General features: G+C 73.5%; 21 protein-coding genes and 1 pseudogene. 12 read left to right on the top strand and 10 right to left on the bottom strand.

From position 1 onward, the window contains the following. The first annotated feature begins 146 nt into the window (after nucleotides 1–146). Complete coding sequence (locus tag BSZ37_RS05530) at nucleotides 147–1,775, top strand: right-handed parallel beta-helix repeat-containing protein (RefSeq protein WP_179299493.1); 1,629 nt, start codon at nucleotides 147–149, stop codon at nucleotides 1,773–1,775. On the opposite strand, the gene BSZ37_RS05525 is transcribed toward BSZ37_RS05530, so the two are convergent. Beyond that, nucleotides 1,769–3,238 carry a sugar transferase gene (locus BSZ37_RS05525; protein ID WP_095509584.1) on the bottom strand — a complete coding sequence of 490 codons (1,470 nt, stop codon included), beginning with the start codon at nucleotides 3,236–3,238 and terminating at the stop codon, nucleotides 1,769–1,771. The two genes, BSZ37_RS05530 and BSZ37_RS05525, sit on opposite strands and share 7 nt — an antisense overlap. A 260-nt stretch (nucleotides 3,239–3,498) precedes the next feature. On the opposite strand from BSZ37_RS05525, the gene BSZ37_RS05520 reads away from it, so the two are divergent. Beyond that, nucleotides 3,499–4,266 (top strand): hypothetical protein, encoded by a 768-nt coding sequence (locus BSZ37_RS05520; protein WP_095509583.1) that lies wholly within the window; start codon nucleotides 3,499–3,501, stop codon nucleotides 4,264–4,266. A gap of 447 nt (nucleotides 4,267–4,713) precedes the next feature. On the opposite strand, the gene BSZ37_RS05515 is transcribed toward BSZ37_RS05520, so the two are convergent. The 7 genes from BSZ37_RS05515 to BSZ37_RS05480 all read right to left on the bottom strand — a co-directional run bounded on the left by BSZ37_RS05515 (nucleotide 4,714) and on the right by BSZ37_RS05480 (nucleotide 13,437). Further along, entirely contained in the window at nucleotides 4,714–5,661 is a 948-nt protein-coding gene (locus BSZ37_RS05515; protein ID WP_179299492.1) for a class I SAM-dependent methyltransferase, read from the bottom strand. A gap of 548 nt (nucleotides 5,662–6,209) precedes the next feature. Then, entirely contained in the window at nucleotides 6,210–7,196 is a 987-nt protein-coding gene (locus BSZ37_RS05505) for a UDP-glucuronic acid decarboxylase family protein (protein ID WP_095509580.1), read from the bottom strand. Nucleotides 7,197–7,248: 52 nt separating this feature from the next. Beyond that, nucleotides 7,249–8,733: a UDP-glucose dehydrogenase family protein gene (locus BSZ37_RS05500; protein WP_095509579.1), complete on the bottom strand. Its 1,485-nt coding sequence runs from the start codon at nucleotides 8,731–8,733 to the stop codon at nucleotides 7,249–7,251. Between the two features lie 296 nt (nucleotides 8,734–9,029). Then, a complete protein-coding gene (locus BSZ37_RS05495) occupies nucleotides 9,030–9,686 on the bottom strand; it encodes a response regulator (protein WP_095509578.1) in 657 nt (218 codons plus the stop codon). After that, a complete protein-coding gene (locus BSZ37_RS05490) occupies nucleotides 9,683–11,284 on the bottom strand; it encodes a sensor histidine kinase (protein ID WP_095509577.1) in 1,602 nt (533 codons plus the stop codon). The genes BSZ37_RS05495 and BSZ37_RS05490 overlap by 4 nt, the downstream gene beginning before the upstream one ends. After that, on the bottom strand, nucleotides 11,281–12,510 hold the full coding sequence (locus BSZ37_RS05485) for a universal stress protein (RefSeq protein ID WP_095509576.1): 1,230 nt from the start codon (nucleotides 12,508–12,510) through the stop codon (nucleotides 11,281–11,283). Before BSZ37_RS05485 ends, BSZ37_RS05490 begins: the two co-directional genes overlap by 4 nt. Nucleotides 12,511–12,522: 12 nt before the next feature. After that, nucleotides 12,523–13,437 (bottom strand): universal stress protein, encoded by a 915-nt coding sequence (locus BSZ37_RS05480; protein ID WP_095509575.1) that lies wholly within the window; start codon nucleotides 13,435–13,437, stop codon nucleotides 12,523–12,525. A 334-nt stretch (nucleotides 13,438–13,771) separates the two neighbouring features. Here BSZ37_RS05480 and BSZ37_RS05475 point away from each other — a divergent pair, with 334 nt between their 5' ends. The 5 genes from BSZ37_RS05475 (at nucleotide 13,772) to BSZ37_RS22770 (ending at nucleotide 17,956) form a co-directional block, all read left to right on the top strand. Further along, nucleotides 13,772–14,344, top strand: coding sequence for a YceI family protein (locus BSZ37_RS05475; RefSeq protein WP_095509574.1), 573 nt, complete (start codon nucleotides 13,772–13,774; stop codon nucleotides 14,342–14,344). 33 nt (nucleotides 14,345–14,377) lie between these two features. Beyond that, on the top strand, nucleotides 14,378–14,944 hold the full coding sequence (locus tag BSZ37_RS05470) for a YceI family protein (RefSeq protein ID WP_095509573.1): 567 nt from the start codon (nucleotides 14,378–14,380) through the stop codon (nucleotides 14,942–14,944). 31 nt (nucleotides 14,945–14,975) lie between these two features. Next, nucleotides 14,976–16,397, top strand: a complete 1,422-nt coding sequence (locus tag BSZ37_RS05465; protein WP_095509572.1) for a hypothetical protein — start codon at nucleotides 14,976–14,978, stop codon at nucleotides 16,395–16,397. A gap of 75 nt (nucleotides 16,398–16,472) precedes the next feature. Further along, nucleotides 16,473–16,889, top strand: coding sequence for a CBS domain-containing protein (locus BSZ37_RS05460; RefSeq protein WP_095509571.1), 417 nt, complete (start codon nucleotides 16,473–16,475; stop codon nucleotides 16,887–16,889). A gap of 41 nt (nucleotides 16,890–16,930) precedes the next feature. Further along, the gene (locus BSZ37_RS22770) at nucleotides 16,931–17,956 is read left to right on the top strand and encodes a DUF6920 family protein (protein ID WP_342761180.1); all 1,026 of its coding nucleotides are present in this window, start codon (nucleotides 16,931–16,933) and stop codon (nucleotides 17,954–17,956) included. A 95-nt stretch (nucleotides 17,957–18,051) separates the two neighbouring features. Here the strand turns inward: BSZ37_RS22770 and BSZ37_RS21865 are convergent, their stop codons facing one another. Next, nucleotides 18,052–18,993: a universal stress protein gene (locus BSZ37_RS21865; RefSeq protein WP_095509569.1), complete on the bottom strand. Its 942-nt coding sequence runs from the start codon at nucleotides 18,991–18,993 to the stop codon at nucleotides 18,052–18,054. A 178-nt stretch (nucleotides 18,994–19,171) separates the two neighbouring features. After that, complete coding sequence (gene scpC, locus BSZ37_RS05445; protein WP_095509568.1) at nucleotides 19,172–20,662, bottom strand: succinyl-CoA:acetate CoA-transferase ScpC; 1,491 nt, start codon at nucleotides 20,660–20,662, stop codon at nucleotides 19,172–19,174. 272 nt (nucleotides 20,663–20,934) lie between these two features. On the opposite strand from scpC, the gene sqr reads away from it, so the two are divergent. The 5 genes and pseudogenes from sqr to BSZ37_RS21860 all read left to right on the top strand — a co-directional run. Then, entirely contained in the window at nucleotides 20,935–22,185 is a 1,251-nt protein-coding gene (gene sqr / locus BSZ37_RS05440; RefSeq protein ID WP_095509567.1) for a type III sulfide quinone reductase, selenoprotein subtype, read from the top strand. 19 nt (nucleotides 22,186–22,204) lie between these two features. Beyond that, entirely contained in the window at nucleotides 22,205–22,519 is a 315-nt protein-coding gene (locus tag BSZ37_RS05435) for a TusE/DsrC/DsvC family sulfur relay protein (RefSeq protein ID WP_095509566.1), read from the top strand. Nucleotides 22,520–22,603: 84 nt separating this feature from the next. Continuing rightward, entirely contained in the window at nucleotides 22,604–23,128 is a 525-nt protein-coding gene (locus BSZ37_RS05430; protein ID WP_095509565.1) for a DsrE/DsrF/DrsH-like family protein, read from the top strand. A 19-nt stretch (nucleotides 23,129–23,147) separates the two neighbouring features. Next, nucleotides 23,148–25,850 (top strand): pyruvate, phosphate dikinase, encoded by a 2,703-nt coding sequence (gene ppdK, locus BSZ37_RS05425; protein ID WP_095509564.1) that lies wholly within the window; start codon nucleotides 23,148–23,150, stop codon nucleotides 25,848–25,850. A gap of 183 nt (nucleotides 25,851–26,033) precedes the next feature. Next, nucleotides 26,034–26,388, top strand: a pseudogene (locus tag BSZ37_RS21860) (energy transducer TonB); the annotation flags it as partial.

The raw sequence follows: 26,388 nt of genomic DNA, 5'->3' as shown, positions 1-26,388 counted from the left end.
CCGACACCGCACCGTGGGGTCCCGCCTCGCCTCTCTATGAGGCGACCTACTCCGATGCGTGCCCCGACGGGTCCGTCTCAGAAGAGGGGCGGTGCGTCTCGATCGAGGCCTGGCTCGCGACCCGGGGCTTCACCTCGACCTGCACCGTGGACCCCAACGGCACGGCCGACGCGACGACCATCGCCGGGTGCGGGTTCGCGGAGGGGCACGCAATCATCGTCCGGGCGGGGACGTACCGCGAGGCCGTCCGACCGACGGCCGACCGCGTCGCGCTGGTGGCCTACCCCGGCCACCACCCGGTCGTGAGCGGAGCCGACGTGATCCCGTCTGGCGCGTGGACTCCGGTCGACGATGACGTCTGGCGGCACGTCTGGGCGTGGGAAGCGCAGGACAACAGGAACGGTGACCTCAGCCCGGGTCGCCGCCGCGAGTTGTTCGTCGTCGACGGCGTCGTGATGCGGGGTGTGGGAGGGGACCGGCGGCCCGCGCTCCCCGACGGCCGGTTCTGGGTCGAGGGGCCGCCCGCGACGCCCAAGGCCGTCTACCTCAACCCGCCTGGTGACGTCGACCCCAACGTGGCGGTGATCGAGGTCGGCCAGCGCCCGTTCCTCTTCGTGCCCGCCGACGCCGCGGGCGGACGCTGCGGGACCTCTCGCCAAGCCGGCTCTCTCGTGGCCGGCATGGCATTCCGCCACGGCACGAGCCCCCGCCAGCGGTTCGCCGTCTGCCTCGGCGCCGCCGACGGCACCCTCCTCGACTCGGACGTGGGCTGGCAGAACGGCGGCGGGGTCGACCTCTCCGGCCGCGACCACACCGTCACGGGCAACTGGATTCATGACAACGGGATCGAGGGCGCGGGCGGGACCGGGGCCACCGACGTCGTGTTCGCCTTCAACGACGTCCGCGGGAATGGGTGGGCCGATCCGAACGTGCGGGGGCACGGCGGGGCGGGCAAGGTCACGCGGTCGCGTGGGCTCGTCGCGCACCACAACGTGTTCGCCGACAACGAGATCAACGGTCTGTGGCTGGACATCAACAACCGGAACGCCATCGTCGCGGCCAACCTGTTCGAACGGAACGCGAACACGGGTCTCTTCTTCGAGCTGTTCAGCGACTCGAGCCTCGTCGTCGACAACGTGTGCGTCGACAACCGCCCCCGGCCGAACGACCCGCCCGAGGGGGCCCGGCTCGCAGGTTGCGTCCGGCTCACCGACGCCGCCGGGATCGTCGTCGCCTTCAACACGGTCGTCGAGGCCACGAACGCGGCGCTCGTCGTCGTCATCGACGACCGATCGCTCTGGCCGTGCGACCACGACGGCGATCCGGCCTGCGGCCCCAACGAGGCCCGGTCCGGCCAGAACCCGCGCGCGCCGGACGCCGATGGGCGCCCCGTGCGCTCAAGGGACCTCGTCGTCCTCAACAACGTGCTCCTGGCGCGCTCGGGCGCGGCGAGCGCGATCCGCGTCCCGGCGGCCGTCGCCTCGGCGTCAACGTGGGGCGGTAATCTCGTCTGGCCCTCGCCGAGGGCCGAGAGGACCGGCCGGGCCGTCCCCGACCCGCTGGCCGTCTTCGAGGGGACGACGAATCGAGAGGGCACCTTCCGTCTTGCGACCAGGTCGCCGGCTCGAGGCTCAGCCGTCCCGGTCCCCCCTACCGTCCTCTCGCTGTTCGACGCCGGACGCCGCCGCGACGCGGCCGCCTATCACCTCACCCACGACGCCTGGGGACGCCCCCGCCCTGCCTCGGCCGACGTGGGCGCCGGCGTGGCTCAGTAGGCCCCGGACCGGGCGATCACCGCCCGCGCCGTCCGGACGAGGATCACGGCGTCGAGCCAGAGCGACCAATTCCGCACGTAGTACGGGTCCCAGAGCTCCATCCCCTCGTTGCCGATGTCGCTCCGGCCCGAGACCTGCCATAGCCCCGTGATGCCCGGGCGGACCTGCTGGCGCAGCATCTGGGCCCCCGGGGAGAGCGTGACGTGGTGGTAGCTCGGGAGGGGGCGCGGCCCGACGAGCGACATGTCGCCGATCAGGACGTTCAGGAGCTGGGGCAGCTCGTCGAGACTCACGGCCCGGAGCAGCCGGCCGACGCGCGTGATCCGTGGGTCGACGCGGAGCTTGTAGTTCGCCTCCCACTCCTCTCGCAGCGCGGCGTCGGTGGCGAGGGCCTCGGCCAGGACGGCCTCGGCGTCCGGCCGCATCGTCCGGAACTTGAAGGTCTGGAAGGCCCGGCCGGCCGACCCGACGCGTTCCTGCAGGAACAGGGGCGAGCGGCGGTCCTCGAGCCAGATGAGCGCGCTGAGGACGAGGCAGATCGGGAACCAGACCGGCGCGGCGGCCAGGACCAGGAACACGTCCGTCGTCCGCTTCGTGACGCGCGCCGTGACGCTCGAGAGGTTCCGCGTGATCTCGAGCCCGAGCACCCCACGGAGGTCGCGGGGCCGGACCCACAGGCACGGCGACGTCATGAGGTCTGGGACGACGATGACCGTCCGATACGCCGAGAGTGGCCCTTCCAGCATGCGCGACGCGTCGGCCCGGCCTAGGCCTTCGAGGGCGAGGACCGCGACGGACTGGCGGGGCGTTCGCGACGGGGCGCCCGCGAGATCGGCGAGGTCGCCGCGGAGAACAGGGGTGTAGCCCATCCCGGGCTCGCTCTCGAGCAACCCGGCCACCGTGTCTCGCGCCGGCTCCGCGCCGAACACGACGGCGGGGATCCCCCACTGCCCGGCTTCGATAAGCGCCCGGCGGACCCACGTCCGCATGAGCGGAACCGTGACCGCGCAGGTCACCCCAGCGGCGGCGAGGCCGGCGACCTCGGGCAGCGCGCTCTGGAGGCTGGCCGCGGCCGTCGAGAGGTAGAGCCCCGCCAGGGCGTTGCCGTAAAACGTCGTGACGATGAGCGTCCCGAAGACGCCCACCAAGAGCGTCGTCACACGCCGGAGCTCCTCGACGGGGCCGAGGCCCCAGCCCGGCAGGAGGTGGAGCAGGGCGGCCCCGGCAAACCAGAGGGCGACGAGCGACGACGCCCAGACCGGCACCCCGTAGCTCCCGCCGAGCCCCCAGTACACGACGGTCTGCGCGAGCAGGATCGAGACGCTGATCGACAGCAGGTCGCCGGTGCCGAGGGCGAGCGAGTTCGACAACGCGCGCTTCCAAGACGGCGCCTCATCGGCAGAGGCAGCGACGGATGGGACGCCACCGAGCGAGACGTCAAGGACGCGATCAACGGAACTCATGGGACCCCGGGTGAGAAGCAGCCGACGGCCGCCGTCTGAGCGATTCATCGGGAGGGCAGGCCCGCGGTCATCGCCCACGCTCCGGCCCGCCCTTCTGTCGTCCCGGCTCGTCCCGGGTGCGGAAGCCATCCGTAGCCGCGGCTCTCCACCGAGCGCGCGAGAGCGAGACCCGACAAAAGCGGGCCGGCTCATCGGACGCACCTCTAGGCGGGCGAGCGCGGGCGACAGACCTTGGGCGCACTCTGCTTCAGGTCCTCGCCGTGTTCCTCCGTGTCGTCTTCGCCCTCGGCTCGCTCACTCTGATCGCCTGCGCCGACGCTCAGGACGCGCCCGCCGCCGTCGTCGCCGACGGTCGCGACGTGGACGCCCCTCCCACCGACGATGCCGGGGCGCTGGCCGAGTGGGCCACGCGGCCGGCCGTCCAGGCCGCCGTCCGAGCCGCCCGCGCTCATTGGACGGCCCAGGACCCCGGGTATGAGGAGGAGGTCCGGGTTCTCGCCGTCGCCGATGGCGCGTTCACCCGACCCGGCGCCGAGGAGCACGCTGTCCTGTACCTCATGGCTTTGTGGCCGCGGTGCTGCCCGAAGGTCGGCCTCGGCATCGTCGAGGGCACACCCGAGGTGGGCGGACCTGGCCGGCTCGTCCGGAACGTGGCCTTCGAGGGGCCAACCATCGGGGTGACGACCGTCCCCGACATCGACGGCGACGGGCTCGACGAACTCGCGCTCCGGAGCGCGTTCGGGATGGGCGGCGACGTCGAGGAGAGCGTGCGGCTCGTGTCCGTCGGGGCGTCCGGTCTGATCGAGCGCCCCGGAGCCTCGGTGTACCGGAGCGGGTGTGCCGCAGGACGCGACGGCGAGGAGGCCGTCCGCATCGTGGCCACCCCGGGCAACCCGCCGACGTTCACCGCGGAGACCTTCGCCCGACCGGGGTGTGAAGGCGGGTCGTGGACGCCGTCCGCCCCCCCAGAGCCGCTCCCTCTCGACGCGAGCCCCGACACCGCCGCCGCCGTCCTTCCAGTCGACTAGGCACCTGTCGTCGGCCGAAGTGCGCCCCTCTGCTCGACGAGGGCTCCGCCGGCCGGCGCACGGTGACCGTCGAGGCGATCTCGGAGCGGGGCCCGCGCGTCTGGCTGATCCGCTAGGCAACCGTGGGCGGGGTCGCGGCGCGGAACGCCGGGATCGCCGCCATGATGTTGACGTCGCCCCCTCGACACCGGCGACCTCTGGTACCCCGGCGACCTGGCCGCCAGGTCAGCCGGATGGAGCAGGTGAGGAGATGGCGCGCTGGGTGCCCGAGGCCCGGCGCAGCGGTGACCCGCTCGGGTCTCTCTTCCCAACGTCGACCTCGCCTGGGCCGGCTCCCCGTGGACGTCCCCGTGGGAGCATCCGTCGCGGGCCTACGACCGGGTCCGGGAACGGCGCTGGCGGTGGGTCTACGCCCTCCTACACTGCACTGGAAAGCCCTCCGGCGAGCTAATGCGGCGCCCCCTCCCCCTCGGCGACGCGGCGCCCCAGGGCGTGGACCGCTAGGGACGGGAGGGCGTGGAGGACGGTCCGGAGCGGGACGGTTCCGGGCTCCAGCCGGCGGAGTCGGTCGATGTCGCGTTCGAGCTGCCGGCCCCATGCCGCGAGCTCCTCGATTCGGTCGTGCGCGTCGTTGCCCTCGGCCTGGAGGTGCCCCGCCCACTCTCGGTATCGCTCCACCACCTCTTGGTATCGCTCGGCCTCCGCCTGGTGCCAGCGAATTTCCTCACGCGCGGCCTGGAGGTCGGCCAGCACGTATTGGAACCGTTCGGGGTGGACGAGGGCAAGGGGACCGCGGGTCGCGACGCTGGGGCGGAGGTCGGGGAGCCGGTCGAGAGCCGCCTCGGTGGCAAAGAGGAGCGCGTTCTGACGGTACCACCACGCCACCTCGGGCCGGTCCCAGATCCGAGGGCGGAGCACGTCCACGGCGAGGTAGCCGTGCACGCCGAAGTGGTCGGCCCAATACGCGGGCCACTGCTCGTTCCGGTGGTCGCGACCGCCCTGACCCGGGACTGCCGCGGCGAACAGGATGACGTCGGCGAGGTCCGCCAGCGCGGCGACGAACGGCTCGGCCCGGTCCTCCGACAGGTACTCGGCGACCTCGAGCGAGACGGCGAGGTCGAACCGGCGGCCCAACGCCAGGACCTCGTCTTCGAGGTCGCACGCGACGAACGGCCCCGGGAACGCGGCCCCCTCCGCCCATGGGCCGTCCACCCCGACCACCTCGGCGCCGCCCTCGGCGAAGGCGGCCAGCCAGGCCCCCGACCCGCACCCGACGTCGACCACGGTCTCCGGCCGGACGAGCTCACGAACGAGCGGGACCACGGCGGCGGCCGACGACCGGGCGAAGCCGGAGAGCTCGTCGAAGTAGTCGGCGTCGTAGGTCGGCGAGGTCATGGCCGAGGCCGCCGGTGGCGGAGGGTGTGCGTCACGCCGCGGACGGCGCCCCCCGTACATGGCCCCGCGCGACGCGGCGGCCGGAGTCGCTGGGGAGTGGAAGGGTCAGCCGGTGGAGGCCGCCGCGGTGACCCGCCCGCTCGTGCTCGACGAGGGGCACCGCCGCGTGGGTGCTCCTGGAAGCGCGGACAGGGCGGTGGAGCTCTAGGACGGTCCAGCGATGGAGTCGGGGGGCCGCCCGCTCGGAGCGGCACGTTCGGCCCGCCGCGAGGAGGCGGGACCCGAGCCCCGAGTCCGCGCGGCACACCGCCGCGCCCACGTCGAGTCGCAGCGCCTCCGATGCCCGCCCCATGTGCGTGAGCGGGATAGGCGAAACGGCCGTCGATTCGAGGGGAGGCAGCGGGCTCAGGGGCAGGAGGGATCGGGAGAAGCCACCGTGTCCAGTCGTCCAGTCCGGGACCGCTTGCGGAAACCTGGACCGAGAGCCGACCGCGACGGGGCTCGGCTCCTCTGTCCGAGGGCTGCGTACCGGCGAGGCCGCCCGTTCGCTAGACCACCAATCTGGCGGGCTCCGAGATCCGATCGTGGAACTCGGGAACGCGCTTTCGGAAGTAGTCGAGGGTCCGGCGGAGCCCCTCGGCCCGGTCCACCGTCGGCGCCCAGCCCAGGACCTCCCGCGCCCGCGTGACGTCGGGCTGGCGGACCTTCGGGTCGTCCGACGGGAGCGGCTCGTACGTGATCGACGACGACGACCCCGTGAGCGCGACGACCTCCTCGGCGAACTCCTTGATCGTCACCTCGTCCGGGTTCCCCACGTTGACCGGGTCGGAGGCCGAGGGCCCGCCCGAGTGGAGCAGCCGCCAGACCCCCTCGACGAGGTCGTCGACGTACTGGAACGACCGCGTCTGGGACCCGTCGCCGAAGACCGTGATCGGCTCGCCCCTCAGCGCCTGGCCCATGAACGCCGGGAGGGCCCGCCCGTCGTCGAGCCGCATCCGCGGGCCGTACGTGTTGAAGATCCGGACGATCCGCGTGTCGACCCCGTGGGACCGGTGGTACGCCATGGTCATGGCCTCGGCGAACCGCTTGGCCTCGTCGTAGACCCCGCGGCTCCCGACCGGGTTCACGTGGCCCCAGTACGACTCGGGCTGGGGGTGGACCTGGGGGTCCCCGTACACCTCGCTCGTCGAGGCGAGGAGGAACCGGGCCCCCTTCGCCTTGGCCAGGCCGAGCGCGTTGTGGGTCCCGAGGGACCCGACCTTCAGCGTCTGGATCGGGAGCCGGAGGTAGTCGATCGGGCTCGCCGGGCTCGCGAAGTGGAGGACGTGGTCGACGTCGCCCGCGACGTAGACGAACGTCGAGACGTCGTGGCGGACGAACTCGAACCGGGGGTGCCCGACGAGGTGGGCGACGTTGTCGGGGTTCCCCGTGACGAGGTTGTCGACGCAGACGACGTCGTGGCCCTCGGCGACGAACCGGTCGCAGAGGTGGGAGCCGAGGAAGCCGGCGCCGCCGGTGATGAGCGTGCGGGGCATGCGGGGAGAGGGTGCGGTCGCCGGATTCAGCGCGACGAGTGGGGGCTCACGCCTAGGAACCGGGGAGCGTGACGACGGGGGTCGCGCCGGCTCCGTCGTCGATCGGCAGCGGCTCTACGGCCGGACGGCCGATGGACCGGTAGGCGAATCCCGCTTCGGCCATCTCCCCCGGCTCGAACACGTTCCGCCCGTCGAAGAGGAGCGGGGCGCCGTTGGGCCCCGGCTTGAGCGACCGGCGGACGCGGGCGAGATCGGGCCGGCGAAACTCGGGCCACTCCGTCGCCACGACGAGCGCGTCGGCGCCGGCGGCCGCGTCGTAGGCCGTCTCGGCGTACGACAGCGAGCCGGACCCCTCGAGAGGCTCGCGCTCGAACGTGGCCCTCGTCGTCTCGACGGCCTCGGGGTCGAACGCGACGACGTCGGCCCCGAGGCCGACGAACTCGCGGATGAGCACGTGGGCCGGCGCCTCGCGGACGTCGTCCGTGTGCGGCTTGAACGCGAGGCCCCACACCGTGATCGTCTTGCCGTCGAGGCGGCCGGCGTCATCCGCCAGCGCGTCGAGGACGGGCGGGACGAGTGCCCGCTTCTGGTCCTCGTTCACGTCGAGGACGGCCTGAAGGATGCGGAAGTCGTAGCCGTTCTGCCCCGCGGTCCGGTGGAGGGCCTGGACGTCCTTCGGGAAGCACGACCCGCCGAACCCGATCCCGGCGTACAAGAACTTCGGCCCGATCCGGCTGTCCGTCCCGATCCCGCGGCGGACCTTGTCGACGTCGGCGCCGACCCGGTCGCAGAGGTTCGCGACCTCGTTCATGAACGTGATCTTCGTCGCGAGCATCGCGTTCGCCGCGTACTTCGTCATCTCGGCGCTCGCCTCGTCCATGACGAGGATCGGGTTCCCGCTCCGGACGAACGGCTCGTAGAGCCGGGTCATGAGCTCGGCCGCCCTCTCCGAGTCGGTCCCGACGACGACGCGCTCGGGCTTCATGAAGTCGTCGACGGCCGCGCCCTCCCGGAGGAATTCGGGGTTCGACACCACGTCGAAGTCCTCGCCGGCCTCGAGCCCGTGCGCCTCGATGGCCGCCGTCACGCGGGCCGAGGTGCCGACGGGCACCGTGCTCTTGTCGACGATCACCTTGTAGCCCCAGGGCCTGCTGGCGGCGCCGTCCCCGCCGGCCTCGGCGCCGGCGAGGCCTCGCCGGGCCTCGGCGAGAAGCCGGCCGACGTCATCGGCGACGCCGAGGACGTAGCGGAGGTCGGCCGAGCCGTCCTCCCCCGGCGGCGTCGGGAGGGCGAGGAACACGACGTCGGCCGGCGCGAGGGCCTCGGCGAGGTCCGTCGTGAACCGGAGCCGGTTCTCGCGGCGGCCCCGGTCGAAGTAGACCTCGAGCCCGGGCTCGTAGATCGTGAGGCGCCCGTCGCGGAGGCTCTCGACCTTCCGGGCGTCGATGTCGACGCAGGTGACTTGGTTGCCCATCTCGGCGAAGCAGACGCCCGAGACGAGGCCGACGTATCCGGTTCCGACGACAGCAATGTGCATGTAGCGACCGTGTGTGGTGCAGGCGGGGCGCTCAGACAGAGTGCCCACCGGCCTCTCATTCCACGCGCCGGAGCGGCTCTGCAGAAAGTCAAGCCCCGAAGGGCCCTGGGTCCAGCTGAGATCGGACGACGTGGAACGTCTCGCCCCGAACGGCTCGACCGGCCCGCCAGGCGCTCGCGGGCGTCGCCGGCGTCTCGACGCCGGCGGCCAGCCTAGGGAGGCGGGCGGAGACCTCGGGGGCCTGAGCGCGGCCTCCCGACGTCCGACCTCGCGAGGGGCCGGGCGCGTGAGCGACGCTACGACCGTCCAGCCCCCTCGCCCTCGACCCACGCCACGGCGTGCTTGATGAGCTCGGTCCCGTTCGATAGCCCCAACTTCGTCTTGAGCCGCGAGCGGTAGCTCTCGACCGTCTTGATCGAGAGGTGGAGCCGCTCCGAGATCTCGCGCGTCGGGATCCCCCGGCCCGTCATCTCGAACACCTCGAGCTCGCGGTCGGAGAGGACCTCGAGCGGCGTCTGCGTCGCGTCCTTGACGCCGGCCGCCGCCCCGAACAGCATCCGGTCCTTCAAGTCCTCCGAGAGGTGGATGCCGCCGCGGAGCACGCGGCGGATGGCCGTCACGATCTGGTCGCCGGCCGCCAGCTTCGAGACGTAGCCGCGAGCGCCGGCCCGGACGGCCCGCTCGGCGTAGAGGTCCTCGTCGTGGCGCGAGACGACGAGGACGGGGAGGTCGGGCCGGAGCGTGAGGAGGTTCTTCATCAGCTCCAGTCCGTTGGCGCCCGGCAGTGAGATGTCCGTGATGACGAGGTCCGGCGCGGCCTCGGCGAAGAGCGCGAGGGCCTCGTCGGCGTCGCCGGCCTGGGCGACGACCGAGAGGTCCGGCTCGGCCTCGATGGTCATGGCGATGCCCTGGCGGAGGAGCGGGTGGTCGTCGACGAGGAGGAGGCGCGTCATGGCGAGGGCGAGGCGTGGAATCCGGAGCTGCGGAGGGGGACGGCGCAGGTGACGACGGTGCCGCCCTCGGCGCCGGGGCGGATCTCGAGGGCGCCCCCGGCGAGGTGGGCGCGGTAGTGCATGATGCGGAGGCCCATGCCGCGCTGGTCGGCCGGCCGGGCCGGCGCGCTGACGTCGCGGGCGGCGGCCTCGGCTGACTGGCCGTCGAGGCCGGCAGGGTCGAAGCCGACGCCGTCGTCCTCGACCCGGAGGCGGAGCCGGTCGGCCCCGCGGACGAGGACGACGCGGACGTGGGCGGCACGGCCGTGCTGGATGGCGTTCGAGACGGCCTCCTGTGCGATCCAGAACAGGTTGGTGGCGGCGTCGGCGCGGAGGGCCGAGGCCTCGGCCGGGCCCGACCCCGTCGTCTCGGAGTGGACGGCCGTCCCGTAGAGGGCCGTCGCCCGCTCGGCGAGGCGGGCGAGCGCGGTCTCGAGCCCGTTCTGCTCCAGCTCGACCGGCACGAGCGACCGGGCCAGGCCGCGGGCGTGGGCGTCGGCCTCGTCCACGAGCCCCACGAGGCGGGCGGCCTCGGGGGCCCGCTCGGACCCGTCGCGCTCGAGCGCCTTGACGTGGCCGCGGAGGAACAGGCCGATGGCCGTGAGCTCCTGCCCGAGCCCGTCGTGGAGGTCCTGCCCGATCCGCCGGCGCTCGGCCTCGGCGATGCGGAGCACCTCGCGCTCCAGCACGCGCCGCTCGGTGATGTCGCGGATGACGCCGGTGAAGATCGTGGTGCCGTCCGGCAGCTCGACCCGGCTCACGGCGAGGTCCATCGGGAACGTCTCGCCCGAGCTCCGCCGCCCGACGACCTCGCGCCCGACCCCGATGATCCGCCCGACGCCCGTCTCGTGGTAGGCCTCGAGGTAGCCGTCGTGCTCGGAGCGGTACGGCTCGGGCATGAGCACCGACACGTTCCGCCCGACGACGTCGGCCGAGGCGTACCCGAAGATCCGCTCGGCCCCGGCGTTGAAGCTCTCGATCGTGCCGTTCGCGTCGATCGTGATGACGCCGTCGACGGTCGTGCCGAGGACGGAGATCGCGCGGGCCTGGCTCTCCTCGAGCGCCCGCCGCGTGGCGTCGAGCGCCATCCGCGCGTGGACCGCGCTCGCGACGGCGTGGAGGAAGGCCCGGACACGGGCGTCCTCGCCCGTCGCCCCGGCGACGACGAGGAGCGCGAACGGTCGGTCGTCCGTCCCGACGCGGATCGCGACCGCTTCGCCGGCCCCGGCGAGGGGCTCCGGGAGCGGGTCGAGGCGGACGCAGGCGGGCGTGCCGAGCGCCTCGGCGATCGGGCCCTCGACCGCGAGCTCCGCCGGGAGGCCGTCCCAGCGGGCCACGGCGCCGGCCCGCAGCGCGCGCTCGTCGTCGACGAGCGAGAACAGGGCGGCCGACACGTCGAGGGCCTCAGCGACGATCGTGGCCTCGGTCCGGCCGGTGGCGTCGACGCCGCCGAAGGCCGCCTGCGTCAGCTCGCGGAGGGCGAGCTCGGCGACGGCGGCCTTGAGTGCGGGGGGCAGCGAGGCCGCCGCGGCGGGCGCGGAGCGGTGCGGGAGCATCATGCGTGCACGGCTCCGGCCGCCTCGGGCGCGCGCTCGGCCATCACGAGCCGCTCGCGGGTACCGTCGGCGCGGACGACCTCGACGGCCCACGGGCCGCGGGCCCCGGCGTCGCGCGCGGCGTCGGGGGCCCAGGCTCCGGCCTCGGCACGGACGGCGAACGGCCGGAGCGCGTGGTGGCCGCCGCCCTCGACGAGCACCTCGACGGCGTCGTCGTGCGGGTCGTACGTGATCCCGATGAGAGGGGCGGCATCGTAGACCGCGCCCTCGGCATCGGGCGAGACGACGGCGAGCGAGACGGTGTGCGGCGACCGCGCGGCCCGCTCCGAGAGCGCGTCGAACAGGTCGGCCCACTCGTCGCGCGGGACCGGGCGGAGGTCGGCCTCGGCGCCGAGACGGAGCCCGCGGGCCCCGATCCGCAGCGTGAGGACGGGGCACGGCGCGTGACGCACGACGCCCTCGGCCACGCTCCCCAGCAGCCACCGGCTGAGGCCGCGGCGACCGTGGCTGGCTTGGACCACGAGGCCGGCGCCGGACTCCCGGGCGGCCCCGACGACCTCCGAGCCCGGCGTTCCAACGCGCGCCTCGATCGTGACGGGGACGCGCTCGGCGACGGCCGCGGTCCACCGCCCGAGCGTGGCCTCGACGCGCCCGATCAGCTCGGCCGGGTCGAACGGCGGGAGCGTCATGGCGTACGGCAGCGGCAACGTGCTCGGCTCGATGACGTGGACGGCCACAAGCGGAACGCCCTCGTCCTCGGCGAGGGCCGCGGCCGTCTCCAGCACGAGGTCCGACGCCGAGTCGAAGGCGAGGGGGGCGAGCACCGGGCCCTCCGCGTGCGGCGTCGCGTCGGGGCCGACGGTCAGAACGGGACAGGGCGCCTGGCGGAGGACGCGCTCGGCCGTCGAGCCCAGCGTGAGCCGGTCGACGCCGGTCCGCCCGTGCGTCCCCATCACGATGAGGTCGACCGCAGCCTCCTCGGCGTAGAGGGCGATGGCGTCGCCCGCGGTCGGGAACCGGCGGTGGACCTCGAGGACGCCCGCCTCGGCCTTCCCGGGCGGACGGGGGGCCGGGTCGAACCGGAGGTCGGCCACGGGCGGGATGACCTCGACACGGAGGACGTGGAGGGTGGCGCCGGTCCGGCGGGCGAGCCGGTCGGCGAGGGGGCGGGCAGCCTCGGCACGCGGGGAGCCGTCGGTCGGGAAGAGGATCGTCTGGAGGGACAGCATGGCCGGGGGGGGTCAGGAGGCCAGCGCGACCGGGAGCTCGACGCGGCCGAGGCGGTGCGGCTGGCGGAGCGTGAGAACGGGGCAGGGCGAGCGGCGGAGGGCGGCCTCGGCCACGCTCCCGATGAGCGCGTGGGCCAGGCCCCGCCGCCCGTGCGTGCCGAGGGCGACGGCCCTGGCGCCCCGCTCGGCGGCGAGCGCGGCGACCACCCGCGACGGGTCACCGAGGCCGACGTGGAGGGCGTCCGGCGCCGCTCCCGGGACCGTCTCCGCGAACCGCGCCAGCCGCTCGCGCATGGCCTCGCCTTGCGCCGGGTCGAAGTCGACGAGCGACAGGATGTTGGGTGCGAGGCCCGGGTACGGCCCGCCGTCGCGGACGACGTGGACGAGTTCGAGGCCGGCCCCGTAGAGGTCGGCGAGGTGGCGGCCGGCCGCGACGGCCGACCGGCTCCGATCGCTGAAGTCGACGGCCACGAGGACAGCCGCCTCGGGCGACGGGCCGACCGGGGCGGCCGTGCGGGGGACGGTCAGGACCGGGCACGGGGCCGACGCCACGCACGCCTCGGCCACGCTCCCCAGGAGCAGCCGCGCCACGCCCGTCCGCCCGTGCGTCCCGACCACGAGGAGGTCGGCGTCGACGTCCTCGGCGTAGCGCTGGATCGCGGCGACGGCCTTGACGTCGCGGACGACGGCGATCGTCGCGTCGGGGGCGCCGGCGTCGCGCGCGGCACGGTCGAGGCGGAGGCGGAGCGTCCCGCCGGGCGCGCCGTCGGGAGGCGCCCCGTCGCCCGACGACTGGAACAAGACGTCGGCATGGAGGACGTGGAGGGCGGCGCCGGCGCGGCGCGCGAGGTCGGCCGCGCACGCGAGCGCGGCCTCGGAGCCGGTCGAGAAGTCGACGGCGACGACGACGGTGTGGAGTGGAGTCATGGCTCTGCGCGTCGGGGGCGCGAGTGGGGGACCGATAGGGGCACCGCGGGCCACAAGGTGGAAGGCCCGGCCGGGACATACGGAGGTTCTGGCGGGGGTGGCTCGCGCGCTGCCAGACGGCCCCCCGGGGCCGGGGCGTGCGTCCCCTCCCCGCCGTGCGGGGGCCGCCCCTACAGCGCGGTCGGCGTAGGGGATCGCCCGGCACGGGGACCGGAGGGCGGCCCCGCGACCGCTCGCTGGGCTCCGCTTACGGAACGGATCACTCCCTCGCTGGCAAGGGGGTGGCCCGCCGCGGGGTTGCTTGGGGTCATCCACTCCACCCGCCCTCACGGCCATGACTGCTCGTTCCTCCTTCACCGCGCTCGTCCTCGTCGCGCTCGTCGGCCTGGCCGGCTGGAGCGCTCTACCGCGGTACTCCTTCACGTCCGGCAGCCGCGTCTGGGTCGAGGGCACCTCCACCGTCCACGACTGGGAGTGCGAGGCCGAGCAGGTCTCGGCGGCCCTCGACGCGGCCGTCTCCGGCACCGCGATTACGGGCATCAGCGGGCTCACCGTCACGACCCCCGTCGCCGGCCTCGAGTGCGGGAACGGGACGATGAACGGGAAGCTCCGCGACGCGCTCGGCTCCGCGCCGATCCGGTTCGCGCTCACGAACGCCCGCGTCGGGCAGCCCAACAACGGCCGGTTCCTCGTCGAGGCCACAGGCCAGCTCACGATCCACGGGACCACGCGGACGCAGACCGTCCGGGCCAACGGCCGCGTCCTGTCGGGCGGCCGGTTCCAGTTCACCGGCGAGGTGCCCGTGACCATGAGCCAGTTCGGCGTCGACCCGCCGCGCGCGATGGCCGGCGCGCTCCGCACCGGCGACCGCGTGACCGTCAAGTTCGACGTCACGGCCGCCCGCTAGCCCCGCCTCGGTCTCCCTGAGCGCCCCGCCGCCATGCGCCGCCTCGCCTCCGCCCTCGCCCTGGTCGCCCTCGTCGGGCTCGCCCCCGCCCCGCCCACGCGCTACGCCGTGGCCGACGGCAGCCGGTTCTGGATCGACGGGACCGCGACGACGGGCGCCTGGACGTGCGAGGCCGGCGTGGTCGGCGGCGAGGCCCGGGTCGGCGACCGCGACCTCGACGGCGAGGTCGTCGTGCCGGTCCGCGCCTTCGACTGCGGATCTCGGCCGATGACGCGCGACCTCCGGAACGCGCTCGGCGCCGCGGCCCACCCCGACGTCCGGTACGTCCTCGACGGCGCCGAGGCGCTCGCCTCCGAGCCCCGGCCCGGCGAGTGGGTCCCCGTCCGCGCCGTCGGGACGCTCCGGCTCGCCGGCACCGCGCGCCGTGTGGCCGTCACGGCCGAGGGCCGCCGCCGGTCCAACGGCCGCGTCGACGTCCGCGGCCGGCTGCCCCTCCGCATGACCGACTTCGGCGTCGAGCCGCCGGCCCACGCCCTCGGGCTGGTCCGTGCCCACGACGCCATCACGGTGCGCTTCGACCTCGTCGCCGCGCCCCGCTAACCCACCATCCCCACCCCATACCCCCACCGTCATGACACGCCTCCTCGCCCTCGCGCTGGTCGCTTCCTTCTTCTCGATCGCGGCCTCGGCCCAGGTCGCCTCCACCGACCCGGCCTACAGCGCCACGCCCGCCGTCCTCGCCGACGACTCCTCGGCGAGTGACGCCACCACCGACGACGCCACGCCGCCCGACGAGACGGACAACCCGCTCGTCCAGTACCCCAACCAGCGCCCGCCCGACTTCCGCGGCCTCAACACGTTCGAGGCGCCGAAGACGGCCTCGCGCCTCCGCGGCACCACCCCGCAGCTCCGCATCGGCGGCGCCTTCGCCCAGCAGTTCCAGGCCCTCGACCACAGCAACAACGCGTTCATGGTCGACGGTGAGAACGTGAACGCGCTCGCGGAGATCGGCCCGGGCTTCAACCTCGCCACGGCCAACCTCAACGTGAACGCCCTCCTCGCCGACGGCGTCCAGGTCAACCTCGAGACCTACCTCTCGTCGCGTCACCACCAGGAGACGTGGGTGAAGGGCGGTTACCTCCAGGTCGACGGCGCCCCGTGGCTCGGCAGTCCGCTCGTCGACCGGATCTTCGAGGTCGCGACCGTCCGGCTCGGCCACATGGAGATCAACTACGGCGACGCCCACTTCCGCCGGACCGACAACGGCAACGCGTTCTACAACCCGTTCGTGGGCAACAACATCATGGACGCGTTCACGACCGAGATCGGCGGCGAGGTCTACGCTCGCTCGAACGGCGCGATCGCTATGCTCGGCGTCACGAACGGCGAGATCAAGGGGTCCGTCACAGACCCCGAGGGCCGCTCGTACTCGCTCTATGGCAAGCTCGGCCTCGACCGCCAGGTCACGGAGGCGCTCCGCCTCCGCCTGACGGGGTCGGCCTACGGCAACCGCAACGCCGGCCGCAACACGCTCTACGGCGGCGACCGGACCGGCTCGCGGTTCTACAACGTGCTCGACGTCCCCGGCGGCAGCGCGTTCACGACGGGCCGCATCAACCCCGGCTTTACCGAGTCGGTCACGAGCGTGATGGTCAACCCGTTCGTCAAGTTCAACGGCCTCGAGCTGTTCGGGACCTACGAGTACACGACGGGCTTCGCCGGCGGCGAGTCGGAGGACCTCGGCCGCGCCTGGACGCAGCTGGCCGCCGACGCCGTCTACCGCTTCCTGCCCAACGAGCAGGCCTACCTCGGCGCCCGCTTCAACCGGGTCTCGGGCGAACTGCTCGGCGCGCGCGTGAACGGCGCCATCACGGCGGCCGGCGACGCCGTCTCGATCGACCGCTATGAGGTCGCCGCGGGCTGGTTCCCGACCCGGAACCTGCTCCTCAAGGCGTCCTACGTCGACCAGGCCTACAACGACTTCCCGACGGGCGACATCCTGAACGGCGGCTCGTTCAACGGCTTCATGGTCGAGGGCACGCTGGCCTTCTAGGCCTCGTCCGCCCGCACCTCGGGGGCCGGCTCTCGCGGTCGGCCCCCGCTCCGTTCCCTCCCGACCCCGCCTGCCATGACCGCCCGCGACCTGATGACCCGCCAGCCCGAGGCCGCCGCCCCGGACGAGACCGTCCTCCAGGCCCGCGACCGCTTCCGCGACGGGGCCTTCCATCACCTCCCCGTCGTCGAGGGCGGCCGCCTCGTCGGCCTCGTCTCCGACCGCGACGTCCTCCGCGCCGCGGGCCCCTCGCTCGGGACCCACGAGTGGGACGCCGACGGGGGGCCGGGCATCGACCGGACGCTCCGCGAGGTCATGTCGCCCGACCCGATCACGGCCGACCCGCTCATGTCGGTCGAGGAGATCGCCGACACGCTGCTCCGGCACGACATCTCGTCGCTGCCGGTCGTGGAGGAGGGCCGGCTGGTCGGGATCGTGACGTCGGCCGACGTGCTCCGCCACGCGGCCGGGCAGGAGCGCCAGCTCTCGTAGACGCAGTCGATGTGGGACGGCCGAGCGGGCCGGCGCTGGGGATGGCGCCGGCCCGCCCTGTTTGGCTCGGGCTCCGCCCGCCTCGGTGGGTCGGCCGACGAAGGCCTATGCGCCCACGCGCTCGACCGCCGTCTCACCTCGTCACGCAGATGCCCGGCGTCACAGACGTGTCCGTTCCACAACCCACGCACCCCAAAGCCGGTACCCGTATGTGGCCGTGGCTCCTCTCCCTCCTCGCGCTCGCGGCCATGGCCATCTATGCCGTCGGGCTCACGTACGGCGCCGAGCGGTGGAAGGCCCACACACGAGAGCTGCGATCGCAGCTTGACTCAGCGCGCACGCCGCCGCGGCAGCAGAGGGTGGACTTCCGAGACCTCGAAGGACTGCCCTCTCCGGTCCAGCGGTACTTCCGTACGGTGCTCAGAGACGGTCAGCCGGTCGTACGAGGAGTCGCCATGCGCCACGAGGGCAGGTTCAACATGAGCGAGTCGGGGGCCCGGTGGAAACCGTTCACCTCGGAGCAGTGGGTGGCTCCCCACCGGCCCGGCTTCGTCTGGAACGGCCGCGTCGCCGTACTGCCTGGCGTCCCCGCCCGAGTCCACGACGCGTACGTCGGAGGGGAAGGCATCCTCCACGCCACCCTGTTAGGTCTCGTGTCGGTGGCCGACGAGCGGGGCGATGGAGCGTTGGCAGCGGGCGAACTGATGCGGTACCTCGCCGAAGCGACGTGGTACCCGACGGCTCTGCTGCCGAGTCAGGGCGTGACGTGGGCAGCCGTGGACGACCGCTCGGCCTCCGGCACGTTGACCGACGGGGGCACGAGCGTCACGCTGCTGTTCACGTTCGACGAGCGGGACCTCATCGACACGGTGCGAGCGGAGGCCCGAGGTCGGATGGTGGGCGGGGAAATCGTGCCGACCCGGTGGCTCGGACGCTACTGGAACTACGAGGAGCGGGGCGGGATGCGGGTGCCGCTCGACGGCGAGGTGGCCTGGCTGCCACCGGAGGGCGAGCAGACGTACTGGCGGGGACACATCACCGGCATCGACTACGAGTTTGCTCCTTGACGTGCGTGGCGCGGGAGACCGAGCCGGGCGCCGCTCTTAACGAACGACGTCGCCAGCCCAGGGGGCCGGCGACGTCTAGGGAGTGGAAAATCTGACTACGCCGCCTCGGCGGCGACCTCCACCGCCTCGGCGGGCGGGTGGAGCGAGGGCGTCGGGACCACGAGGACCGGGCACTCGGCGTGCCGCGCGACCCCCTCGGCCACGCTCCCGAGGCGGAGGCGGTCCCACCCGCGCCGTCCGTGCGTCCCGACGACGAGGAGGCCGGCGTGCGTGCGACGGGCGAGGGCGGCGAGCTCCTCGGCCGGGCGGCCCGGGATCACGTGGCGCTCGACGCGGTCGCCGAGGCCGTGGGCGTCGATCAGGTCGCGGAGCGCCTCGTGGGCCTCCTCGCGCGAGCTCAGCCCGGTGGGCGGCGACATGGGGCCGCGCGCGTGCGGGTCGACGAGCGTGTCGGCCGGGGCGTCGCGGACGTGGGCGAGGGCGATCGGGGCCGAGTAGGCGCCCGCGACGCGGAGGGCGTGGGCGAGGGCCTCCGCCGTGTGGGCCGAAAAATCGGCGCCGACGAGGATGGGGGCATCGGGGCCCGGCGCCGTCCGCGCGGCCCGGTCGGGCACGACGAGGACGGGGACGGTCGAGCGGCGGAGAACCTCCTCGGCCACGCTGCCCAGCAGGAGGTGCCCGATCCCCTGGCGCCCGTGCGTCCCGAGGACGACGAGGTCGGCCCCGACGGCGGCGGCGTAACGAAGGATGCCGTCCGGCGCGGCCTCGCCGTGCGCCACGTGGACGACCGGCGCGAGTACGTCGAACGCGTCGTCGGCCCCGAGCGCCTCGTTCACGTAGTCGCGGACGGTGGCCTCGAATGGGTCAGCGGCGGTGTCGTCGCCCGCGTGCGCCAGGCGGGCGCGGAACAGCGGGCGGGCGTGGAAGAGGTGGAGCGCGGCGTGCGAGCGCTCGGCGAGGTCGGCCGCGCGGACGAGCGCCCGGGCCGAGCCGGGCTCGACGTCGAGCGCGCAGACGACGGTTTGGTACGGGAGCATGGGATCGGGGACGAAGGGAAGGACACGGACGGCAGAAGCGCCGCCGAACGGCAAGGTGGCCCCTCCTCGGCCCCGTGCCTGAGAGGGCGCTGCGCGCCGTCGTGCCGGGCCTCCCCTCACACTGCCGCCCCGACGCCGTCCCCGTCCGCCTCGGTCTCGCGCCGAGGCGGTCCGGACGTCACCGGCCCGCCGGGAGCATGTGACCGTGCTCGATCAGGTTTCGGTGGAGCGAGAACGCCCCGCCGAGGTCGTGGCGGATGTGGCCCTGACGCGCGTCGCGGACGTAGTCGCGGAGGGTGTCGCGGTACATCGGGTGGGCACAGTTCTCGATGACCGCCTCGGCCCGCGCCATCGGGCCCAGCCCGCGGAGGTCGGCCAGGCCCTGCTCCGTCACGAGGATCTGGACGGAGTGCTCGTTGTGGTCGACGTGCGAGACCATCGGGACGATGGCCGAGATCGCGCCACCCTTGGCGAGGCTCGGCGTGACGAGGAAGCTGAGGTACCCGTTCCGCGTGTAGTCGCCCGACCCGCCGATCCCGTTCACCATCTGCGTCCCGGCCACGTGCGTCGAGTTCACGTTGCCGTAGACGTCGGCCTCGAGCGCCGTGTTGATCGTGATCACGCCGAGCCGGCGGACGACGCCGGGGTTGTTCGTCAGCTCCTGCGGGCGAACCACGATCTTCGGCGCGAAGACGTCCATCCGGTCGTAGACCCGCTGGATCTGGGGCGGGCTCAGCGTGAGGGCGCACGTCGAGGCCGCCGTGAGCCGGCCGGCCTCCATGAGGTCGACGAGCGCGTCCTGGAACACCTCCGTGTACATCGTGAACGTCGGGACGTCCGGGTGGGCGCCGAGGCCGGCCATGACGGCGTTGGCCACGTTCCCCACGCCCGACTGGAGCGGGAGGAAGTCCGGCGGGATCCGTCCGGACCGGAGCTCGTGGAGGAGGAACTCGATGACGTGCCCCGCGATGTCGCGGCTCACGTCGTCCGGGGCCGAGAACGGCGCCACGTCGTCCGGCGCGTCGGTCTCGACGACGCCCGCGACCTTGGCCGGGTCGAGCACGGCGAACGGGACCCCCATCTTCGAGAGCGGGTGGTGGATCGGGATCGGGCTCCGGTATGGGGGCGGCGGGAGGATCGCGACGTCGTGCATCTCCCAGAGCCGCTTCGACGGATGTCGGTTGACCTCGATCAGGACGCGCTCGGCGTGCCGGAGCACGCTCGGCGAGACGCCCGACGACGTCGTGAGGTAGACGCGCCCGTCGGCCGTGACCTCCGTCGCCTCGACGACGGCCCAGTCCATGGCGCCGAAGAACCCGAACTCGAGCATCTGGGGCACGTGGGAGAGGTGCATGTCGACGAACTCGACTTCCCCCGCGTTGACGCGCCGCCGGAGCGCCCGCGACGACTGGTACGGCGCGCGCCACGCGATGGCGTCGGCCTCGGCGAGGGTCTCGTCGAAGTCGTCGCCGGTCGAGGCGCCGGTGAGCACGCGGAGCCGGTAGGGCTCGCCCGCGGCGCGGAGCGTGCGGGCGCGGTCGGCGAGGGCGGCGGGCACGGCCTTGGCCGCGCCCGCCGGCGTGAACCCGGAGAACCCGACGAAGGCTCCGTCCGGGATGAGCGCGGCGGCCTCATCAGCCGAAAGAGTGGGGAACGGGTGAGTGGGCATGGAACGGGGGAGGGACCTGGGGCCGAGCGATAGACGGAAGGTGACCGCAGGGGGGCGCGGCGGGTGAGGGGCCAGTGCGGCCCCGGGTGTAGGGCGTCCCCCTGCAGGCCCCCAGACGGTCAGGCGCGGAGGCCCGGCGTGGAGGCGCCGCGCTCGTGTGGGGGGATCGCCTACTCGCCCCCGTCGAGAAATCCCGCCCGCCGACGGGCACCGGCCGGGCGAACGAGGGGCCGCCGACGGCCTACGCTTCGGGCACCTCGGACCCCGCTCCCATGCAGACCCTCCTCATCCTCGGCGGCGGCACGGCCGGCACGATGGCCGCCAACAAGCTCCGCCGCGAACTCGACCCCGACGCCTGGTCCGTCACGGTCATCGACAAGAGCGAGACCCACCTCTACCAGCCGGGCCTCCTCTTCGTCCCGTTCGGGGTCTACGAGCCCGAGCGGCTCACGCGGCCCGGCCGCGACGTCCTCGACGGCGGGATCGAGTTGATCGTCGCCGAAGTGGCCGAGGTCGAGCCCAACAAGGACCGCGTGCTCCTCGCCGACGGCCGGCCCGTGGCCTACGACGTCCTCATCGTGGCCACGGGCACGGCGCCCCGCCCCGCCGAGACGCCCGGCCTCGACGGCCCGCTGTGGTACCGCGACGCCTTCGACTTCTACACCCTCGAGGGGGCCACGGCCCTCCGCGACCGGCTGGCGACGTGGGACGGCGGCCGGCTCGTCGTCTTCCTGGCCGAGAGCGTCTTCAAGTGCCCCGTCGCCCCGCTCGAGTTCGCGTTCCTCGCCGACTCGTTCTTCGAGGCGCGCGGGATCCGCGACCGGGTCGAGATCACCTACGTGACGCCGCTCTCGGGCGCGTTCACCAAGCCCAAGGCTGGGGCCTTCCTCGGCGGGCTGATGGACGAGAAGGGGATCGCCGTCGTGCCCGACTTTTACGCCGAGCGCGTCGACGCCGAGCGGAAGACGCTCGTGGCGTACGACGAGCGCGAGGTGCCCTTCGACCTGCTCGTGGCCGTCCCCGTCAACATGGGCGCGGACCTCGTGGGCGCGAGCGGGATGGGCGACGCCGACGACCTCAACTACGTCCCGACGGACCGCCACACGCTTCGGTCTCGCGACCACGACAACGTGTTCGTGATCGGCGACGCCACCAACCTGCCGACCTCGAAGGCCGGCTCCGTGGCCCACTTCGAGGCCGAGATCCTGACCGAGAACGTCCTCCACTGGATCGCCGGGGAGCCGCTCGCAGCCGAGTTCGACGGCCACGCCAACTGCTTTATCGAGACGGGGCACGGCAAGGCGGCGCTCATCGACTTCAACTACGACACGGAGCCGCTCCCGGGCGACTTCCCGCTCCCGGTCCTCGGCCCGATGCGCCTGCTCAAGGAGACGCGCACCAACCACCTCGGCAAGCTCGCCTTCGAGTGGATCTACTGGCACCGGCTCCTCAGCGGCAAGCCGCTCCCGGTCTCGACCGAGATGTCGATGCTCGGCAAGCGCCTCGACGCCGCCCCCGCCTGACCCCTCCTCCCCCAGACCCATGCAGATCCAGTCCGCCATCGACCTGACCACGCTGGACGTCGACTCCGAGGGCTACCTCACGGACGCCACGCAGTGGACGCCCGAGATCGCCCGCGAGATCGCACGCGACGCCGGCATCGAGTTGACCGACAAGCACGTCGAGGTCCTCCAGTTTCTCCGCGAGCGGCATTTCGAGGGGACGCCCCTCACGATCCGCCGCGTCGGCAAGTCCGGGGTCGTCACGATCAAGGAGTTCTACGGCCTCTTCCCCGGCGGGCCGCTGAAGGTGTCGAGCCGGATCGCCGGCATTCCGAAGCCCGCCAGTTGCGTCTAGCCCGTCGCGACGGCACACCCTCCGGCCCCGCTCGCCTCGACGCCGAGGCGGGGGAGGTCGGCCCCACCCCCACCGAGGTACGTCATGGAACTCACCACCCCACTCCCCACTCCGGCCGCCGTCCCCGCGCCGCCCAGGAAGGTCGAGAAGGTCCTCGTCATCGTCTCGAAGGGGACGATTGAGGACGTCTACGCCGGGCTCATCCTGGCCAACGGCGCCCTCATGGAGGGCCTCGAAGCTAAGATGTTCTTCACCTTTTTCGGCCTGGAGGCCCTTCGGAAGGACCGCCAAGACCACCTCCACACCGCCACCGTCGGCAACCCGGCGTTCATGGCCAAGCTCCCGACGATGCTCGGCGGGCTCCCGGGCTTCGAGGCGCTCGCCTCAGCCATGATGCGCAAGGAGATGGACGCGCTCGACATCCCGCCGGTGTCCGAGTTCCTCGAGATGATCGTGGCGGGCGGCGGCGAGATCTACGCCTGCAAGCTGGCCGCCGACATGTTCAAGGTCGACCCGGCCGACCTCATCGACGACCTCGCCGGCGTCATCACCGTCGGCGACATGTATGGCCTCGCCGACGGCGACGGCACGCAGATCCTCTTCATCTAACCCAGCCCCGAGGCCCCCGATGACGTCCTCCGTCGACACCCTCACCGTCCAGCCCACCTCCACCGACGTCCCGCGCCGCGTCTACCGCTTCGGCGGCGGCCACACCGACGGCGACCGCTCGCTCAAGGCGCTCTTGGGCGGGAAGGGCGCCAACCTCGCCGAGATGAGCCGGCTCGGGCTGCCCGTGCCCCCGGGATTCACCGTGACCACCGAGGCCTGCGCCGCGTTCTACGACGCCGGTCGTGAGTGGCCCGGGGGGCTCGACGAGGAGGTCGAGGCGGGCGTGGCCCACCTCGAGGCCGCCACGGGCCGCCGCTTCGGCGACGCCCGCCGGCCGCTCCTCGTCTCGGTCCGCTCCGGCGCGGCCGTCTCGATGCCGGGCATGATGGACACGGTCCTCGACCTCGGCCTCAACGACCGGACCGTCGAGGCGCTCGCCCGGGCCTACGGCGACGAGCGCTCGGCGTGGGACGCGTATCGGCGGTTCCTCGACATGTTCGGCGACGTCGTGATGGGCGTCCCGCACGCCGGGTTCGAGACGGCGCTCCAGGGCCTCAAGGACGAGCGCGGCGTGACCGACGACACCGACCTTGACGTCGTCGCCCTCCGCGACCTCGTCGACCGCTACAAGGCGGTCTACCGCCGCCACACCGGCCACATGCCGCCTGAGGACCCGCGCGAGCAGCTCCGCTTCGCCATCGACGCCGTGTTCGGGTCGTGGCGGAGCGATCGGGCCATCACGTACCGCCGGATCAACCACATCCGCGGGCTCGTCGGGACGGCGGTCAACGTGCAGGCCATGGTGTTCGGCAACCACGGCGAGGGGAGCGGGACGGGCGTCCTGTTCTCGCGCCACCCGTCGACCGGCGCGCCGGGCCTCTTCGGCGAGTACCTCGCCAACGCCCAGGGCGAGGACGTCGTGGCCGGCATCCGCACGCCGCAGCCGCTCTCGGCCCTCCGCGACGCCATGCCCGAGGTCTACGTCGACCTCGAGGCGGCCGTGACGCGCCTGGAGCGCCACTACGGCGACATGCAGGACATCGAGTTCACCGTCGAGGAGGGCACGCTGTACCTCCTCCAGACCCGCAACGGCAAGCGGACCGGCGCGGCGGCCGTCAAGATCGCGACCGACCTCGTCCGCGAGGGGGTCGTGACGAAGGACCGGGCCGTGCGCGACCTCGTCGAGCCGGGCCACGTGGACCAGCTGCTCCACCCGCGCTTCGCCACCGACGGCGACCACGGCGCGACGCCGATCGCGAAGGGCCTGCCGGCCTCGCCCGGCGCGGCCGTCGGGAAGGCCGTGTTCTCCGCCGAGGCGGCCGAGGCGGCCAAGGCCGCGGGCGACGCCGTGATCCTCGTGCGCGTCGAGACGAGTCCCGAGGACGTCGGCGGGATGCACGCGGCCGAGGGCATCCTCACGTCGCGCGGCGGCATGACGAGCCACGCGGCCGTCGTGGCCCGCGGCTGGGGCAAGCCGTGCGTCGCGGGGTGCGACGGGATCGTGGTCAACGAGGAGCGGAGGCACGTCACGACCGGGACGGTCACGGTCCGCGAGGGCGACTGGCTGTCGCTCGACGGGACGACCGGCGAGGTCCTCCTCGGCCGGGCGGAGCTCGTGCCCCCGGGCCTCTCCGACGACGTGACCGAAGTCCTCGCCTGGGCCGACGAGTTCCGCCGGTTGGGCGTCCGCGCCAACGCCGACCAGCCGGCCGACGCCGAGCAAGCGCGCGCCTTCGGGGCCGAGGGGATCGGGCTGTGCCGGACCGAGCACATGTTCTTCGAGGACGGCCGGATCGAGGCGGTCCGCGAGATGATCCTCGCCGAGACCGAGCACGACCGGCGGGCGGCCCTCGACGCCCTCCTCCCGCTCCAGCGCGGCGACTTCCGTGCGCTTTTCGAGGCCATGGACGGGCTGCCCGTGACGGTCCGCCTCCTGGACCCGCCGCTCCACGAGTTCCTGCCGCACGACGACGCGGGCGTGGAGGCCCTGGCCGACCGCCTCGGCGTGTCTGTGGGCACGGTCCGCCGACGGGTCGCCGCGCTCCGCGAGCAGAACCCGATGCTCGGCCACCGGGGTTGCCGGCTCGGCGTGACGCACCCCGAGATCACGGAGACCCAGGCGCGCGCCCTGTTCGAGGCGGCTGTCGAGGCGGCCGAGGCTGGCGCCGACGTCCGGCCCGAGGTGATGGTCCCGCTGGTCGGGACGGTCGCCGAGTTCCGGCACCAGCGGGCCGTCGTCGACGAGGTCGCCGCGGCGGTCTTCGCCGAGCGCGGTCGGACGGTCCCGTACCTCGTCGGGACGATGATCGAGGTCCCGCGCGCGGCGCTCCTCGCCGACGCCATCGCGGAGGAGGCCGCGTTCTTCTCGTTCGGCACGAACGACCTCACGCAGATGACGTTCGGCTACAGCCGCGACGACGCGGGCACGGGCTTCCTCCCGCAGTACCTCGACGCGAAGATCCTCCCGGACGACCCGTTCCAGACGATCGACCAGGAGGGCGTGGGCCTGCTCGTGCGGAACGCCGCGGCGCTCGGACGCAACGCCAACCCGGCGCTCCACCTCGGCGTCTGCGGCGAGCACGGCGGCGACCCCGAGTCGGTCGCCTTCTTCCACGAGGCCGGCCTCGACTACGTGAGCTGCTCGCCGTTCCGGGTGCCCGTCGCCCGGCTGGCGGCGGCGCAGGCCGCCCTCCGCGACTCCCCCGACACGCCGGAGGCCTGAGTGGATGGCCCCGGCGGGGCGGACGGCCCCGGGCGCGTCGGTGGGCGCGTCCGGGGCCGCGTCGTGTGCAGGGCGGAAGGGCTTCCGGGTAGGCGATCGCCCTACACGGCGTGTCGGGGACGCCCGGGCCGCCGTACGCAGCCCACCCGGCAAACCGGGGGCTCGCGACGGCCGACGTTGCGAATGACCGTTCCGCCCGCCCCTCCTGCCATGGCGATCCACAAGGCCCCTCACGCCGACCTCCGACGCCGGCTCCCGATCCACCGCGAACTCGGCGCGATCCTCGCCCTCGGCGTCACGATCGGCGCCTTCACGGTGCCCCTCCCCGACGGCCAGGACGTCGCCGTCATCGACGAGGTCCAGGAGGTCATCGAGCTCCAAGACATCGAGCAGACGCAGCAGACGCTTCCCCCGCCGCCCCCTCCGGCCGCGCTCCCGCCGCCGCAAGAGGTCCCCGACGACGTGGCGATCGAGGAGGAGGTGATCGAAGAGATCGAGCTCGACCTGACCGCGACGATCGCGGTGCCGCCAGCCCCGC

The sequence above is a fragment of the Rubrivirga marina genome, from assembly GCF_002283365.1.
Classification (GTDB): domain Bacteria; phylum Bacteroidota; class Rhodothermia; order Rhodothermales; family Rubricoccaceae; genus Rubrivirga; species Rubrivirga marina.
This window is presented reverse-complemented; position numbering and strand designations above follow the sequence as displayed.

Excerpts from the sequence above, each read along its gene's own strand:
- BSZ37_RS05460 (WP_095509571.1), top strand. The coding sequence starts at position 16,473 with ATGACCGCCCGCGACCTGATGACCCGCCAGCCCGAGGCCGCCGCCCCG.
- sqr (WP_095509567.1), top strand. The coding sequence starts at position 20,935 with ATGCAGACCCTCCTCATCCTCGGCGGCGGCACGGCCGGCACGATGGCC.
- BSZ37_RS05435 (WP_095509566.1), top strand. The coding sequence starts at position 22,205 with ATGCAGATCCAGTCCGCCATCGACCTGACCACGCTGGACGTCGACTCC.
- BSZ37_RS05470 (WP_095509573.1), top strand. The coding sequence starts at position 14,378 with ATGCGCCGCCTCGCCTCCGCCCTCGCCCTGGTCGCCCTCGTCGGGCTC.
- BSZ37_RS05505 (WP_095509580.1), bottom strand. The coding sequence starts at position 7,196 with ATGCCCCGCACGCTCATCACCGGCGGCGCCGGCTTCCTCGGCTCCCAC.
- BSZ37_RS05500 (WP_095509579.1), bottom strand. The coding sequence starts at position 8,733 with ATGCACATTGCTGTCGTCGGAACCGGATACGTCGGCCTCGTCTCGGGC.
- BSZ37_RS05485 (WP_095509576.1), bottom strand. The coding sequence starts at position 12,510 with ATGCTGTCCCTCCAGACGATCCTCTTCCCGACCGACGGCTCCCCGCGT.
- BSZ37_RS05480 (WP_095509575.1), bottom strand. The coding sequence starts at position 13,437 with ATGACTCCACTCCACACCGTCGTCGTCGCCGTCGACTTCTCGACCGGC.
- ppdK (WP_095509564.1), top strand. The coding sequence starts at position 23,148 with ATGACGTCCTCCGTCGACACCCTCACCGTCCAGCCCACCTCCACCGAC.
- scpC (WP_095509568.1), bottom strand. The coding sequence starts at position 20,662 with ATGCCCACTCACCCGTTCCCCACTCTTTCGGCTGATGAGGCCGCCGCG.
- BSZ37_RS05525 (WP_095509584.1), bottom strand. The coding sequence starts at position 3,238 with ATGAGTTCCGTTGATCGCGTCCTTGACGTCTCGCTCGGTGGCGTCCCA.
- BSZ37_RS22770 (WP_342761180.1), top strand. The coding sequence starts at position 16,931 with ATGGCGCCGGCCCGCCCTGTTTGGCTCGGGCTCCGCCCGCCTCGGTGG.
- BSZ37_RS05490 (WP_095509577.1), bottom strand. The coding sequence starts at position 11,284 with ATGATGCTCCCGCACCGCTCCGCGCCCGCCGCGGCGGCCTCGCTGCCC.
- BSZ37_RS05475 (WP_095509574.1), top strand. The coding sequence starts at position 13,772 with ATGACTGCTCGTTCCTCCTTCACCGCGCTCGTCCTCGTCGCGCTCGTC.
- BSZ37_RS05430 (WP_095509565.1), top strand. The coding sequence starts at position 22,604 with ATGGAACTCACCACCCCACTCCCCACTCCGGCCGCCGTCCCCGCGCCG.
- BSZ37_RS05515 (WP_179299492.1), bottom strand. The coding sequence starts at position 5,661 with ATGACCTCGCCGACCTACGACGCCGACTACTTCGACGAGCTCTCCGGC.
- BSZ37_RS05495 (WP_095509578.1), bottom strand. The coding sequence starts at position 9,686 with ATGACGCGCCTCCTCCTCGTCGACGACCACCCGCTCCTCCGCCAGGGC.
- BSZ37_RS21865 (WP_095509569.1), bottom strand. The coding sequence starts at position 18,993 with ATGCTCCCGTACCAAACCGTCGTCTGCGCGCTCGACGTCGAGCCCGGC.
- BSZ37_RS05465 (WP_095509572.1), top strand. The coding sequence starts at position 14,976 with ATGACACGCCTCCTCGCCCTCGCGCTGGTCGCTTCCTTCTTCTCGATC.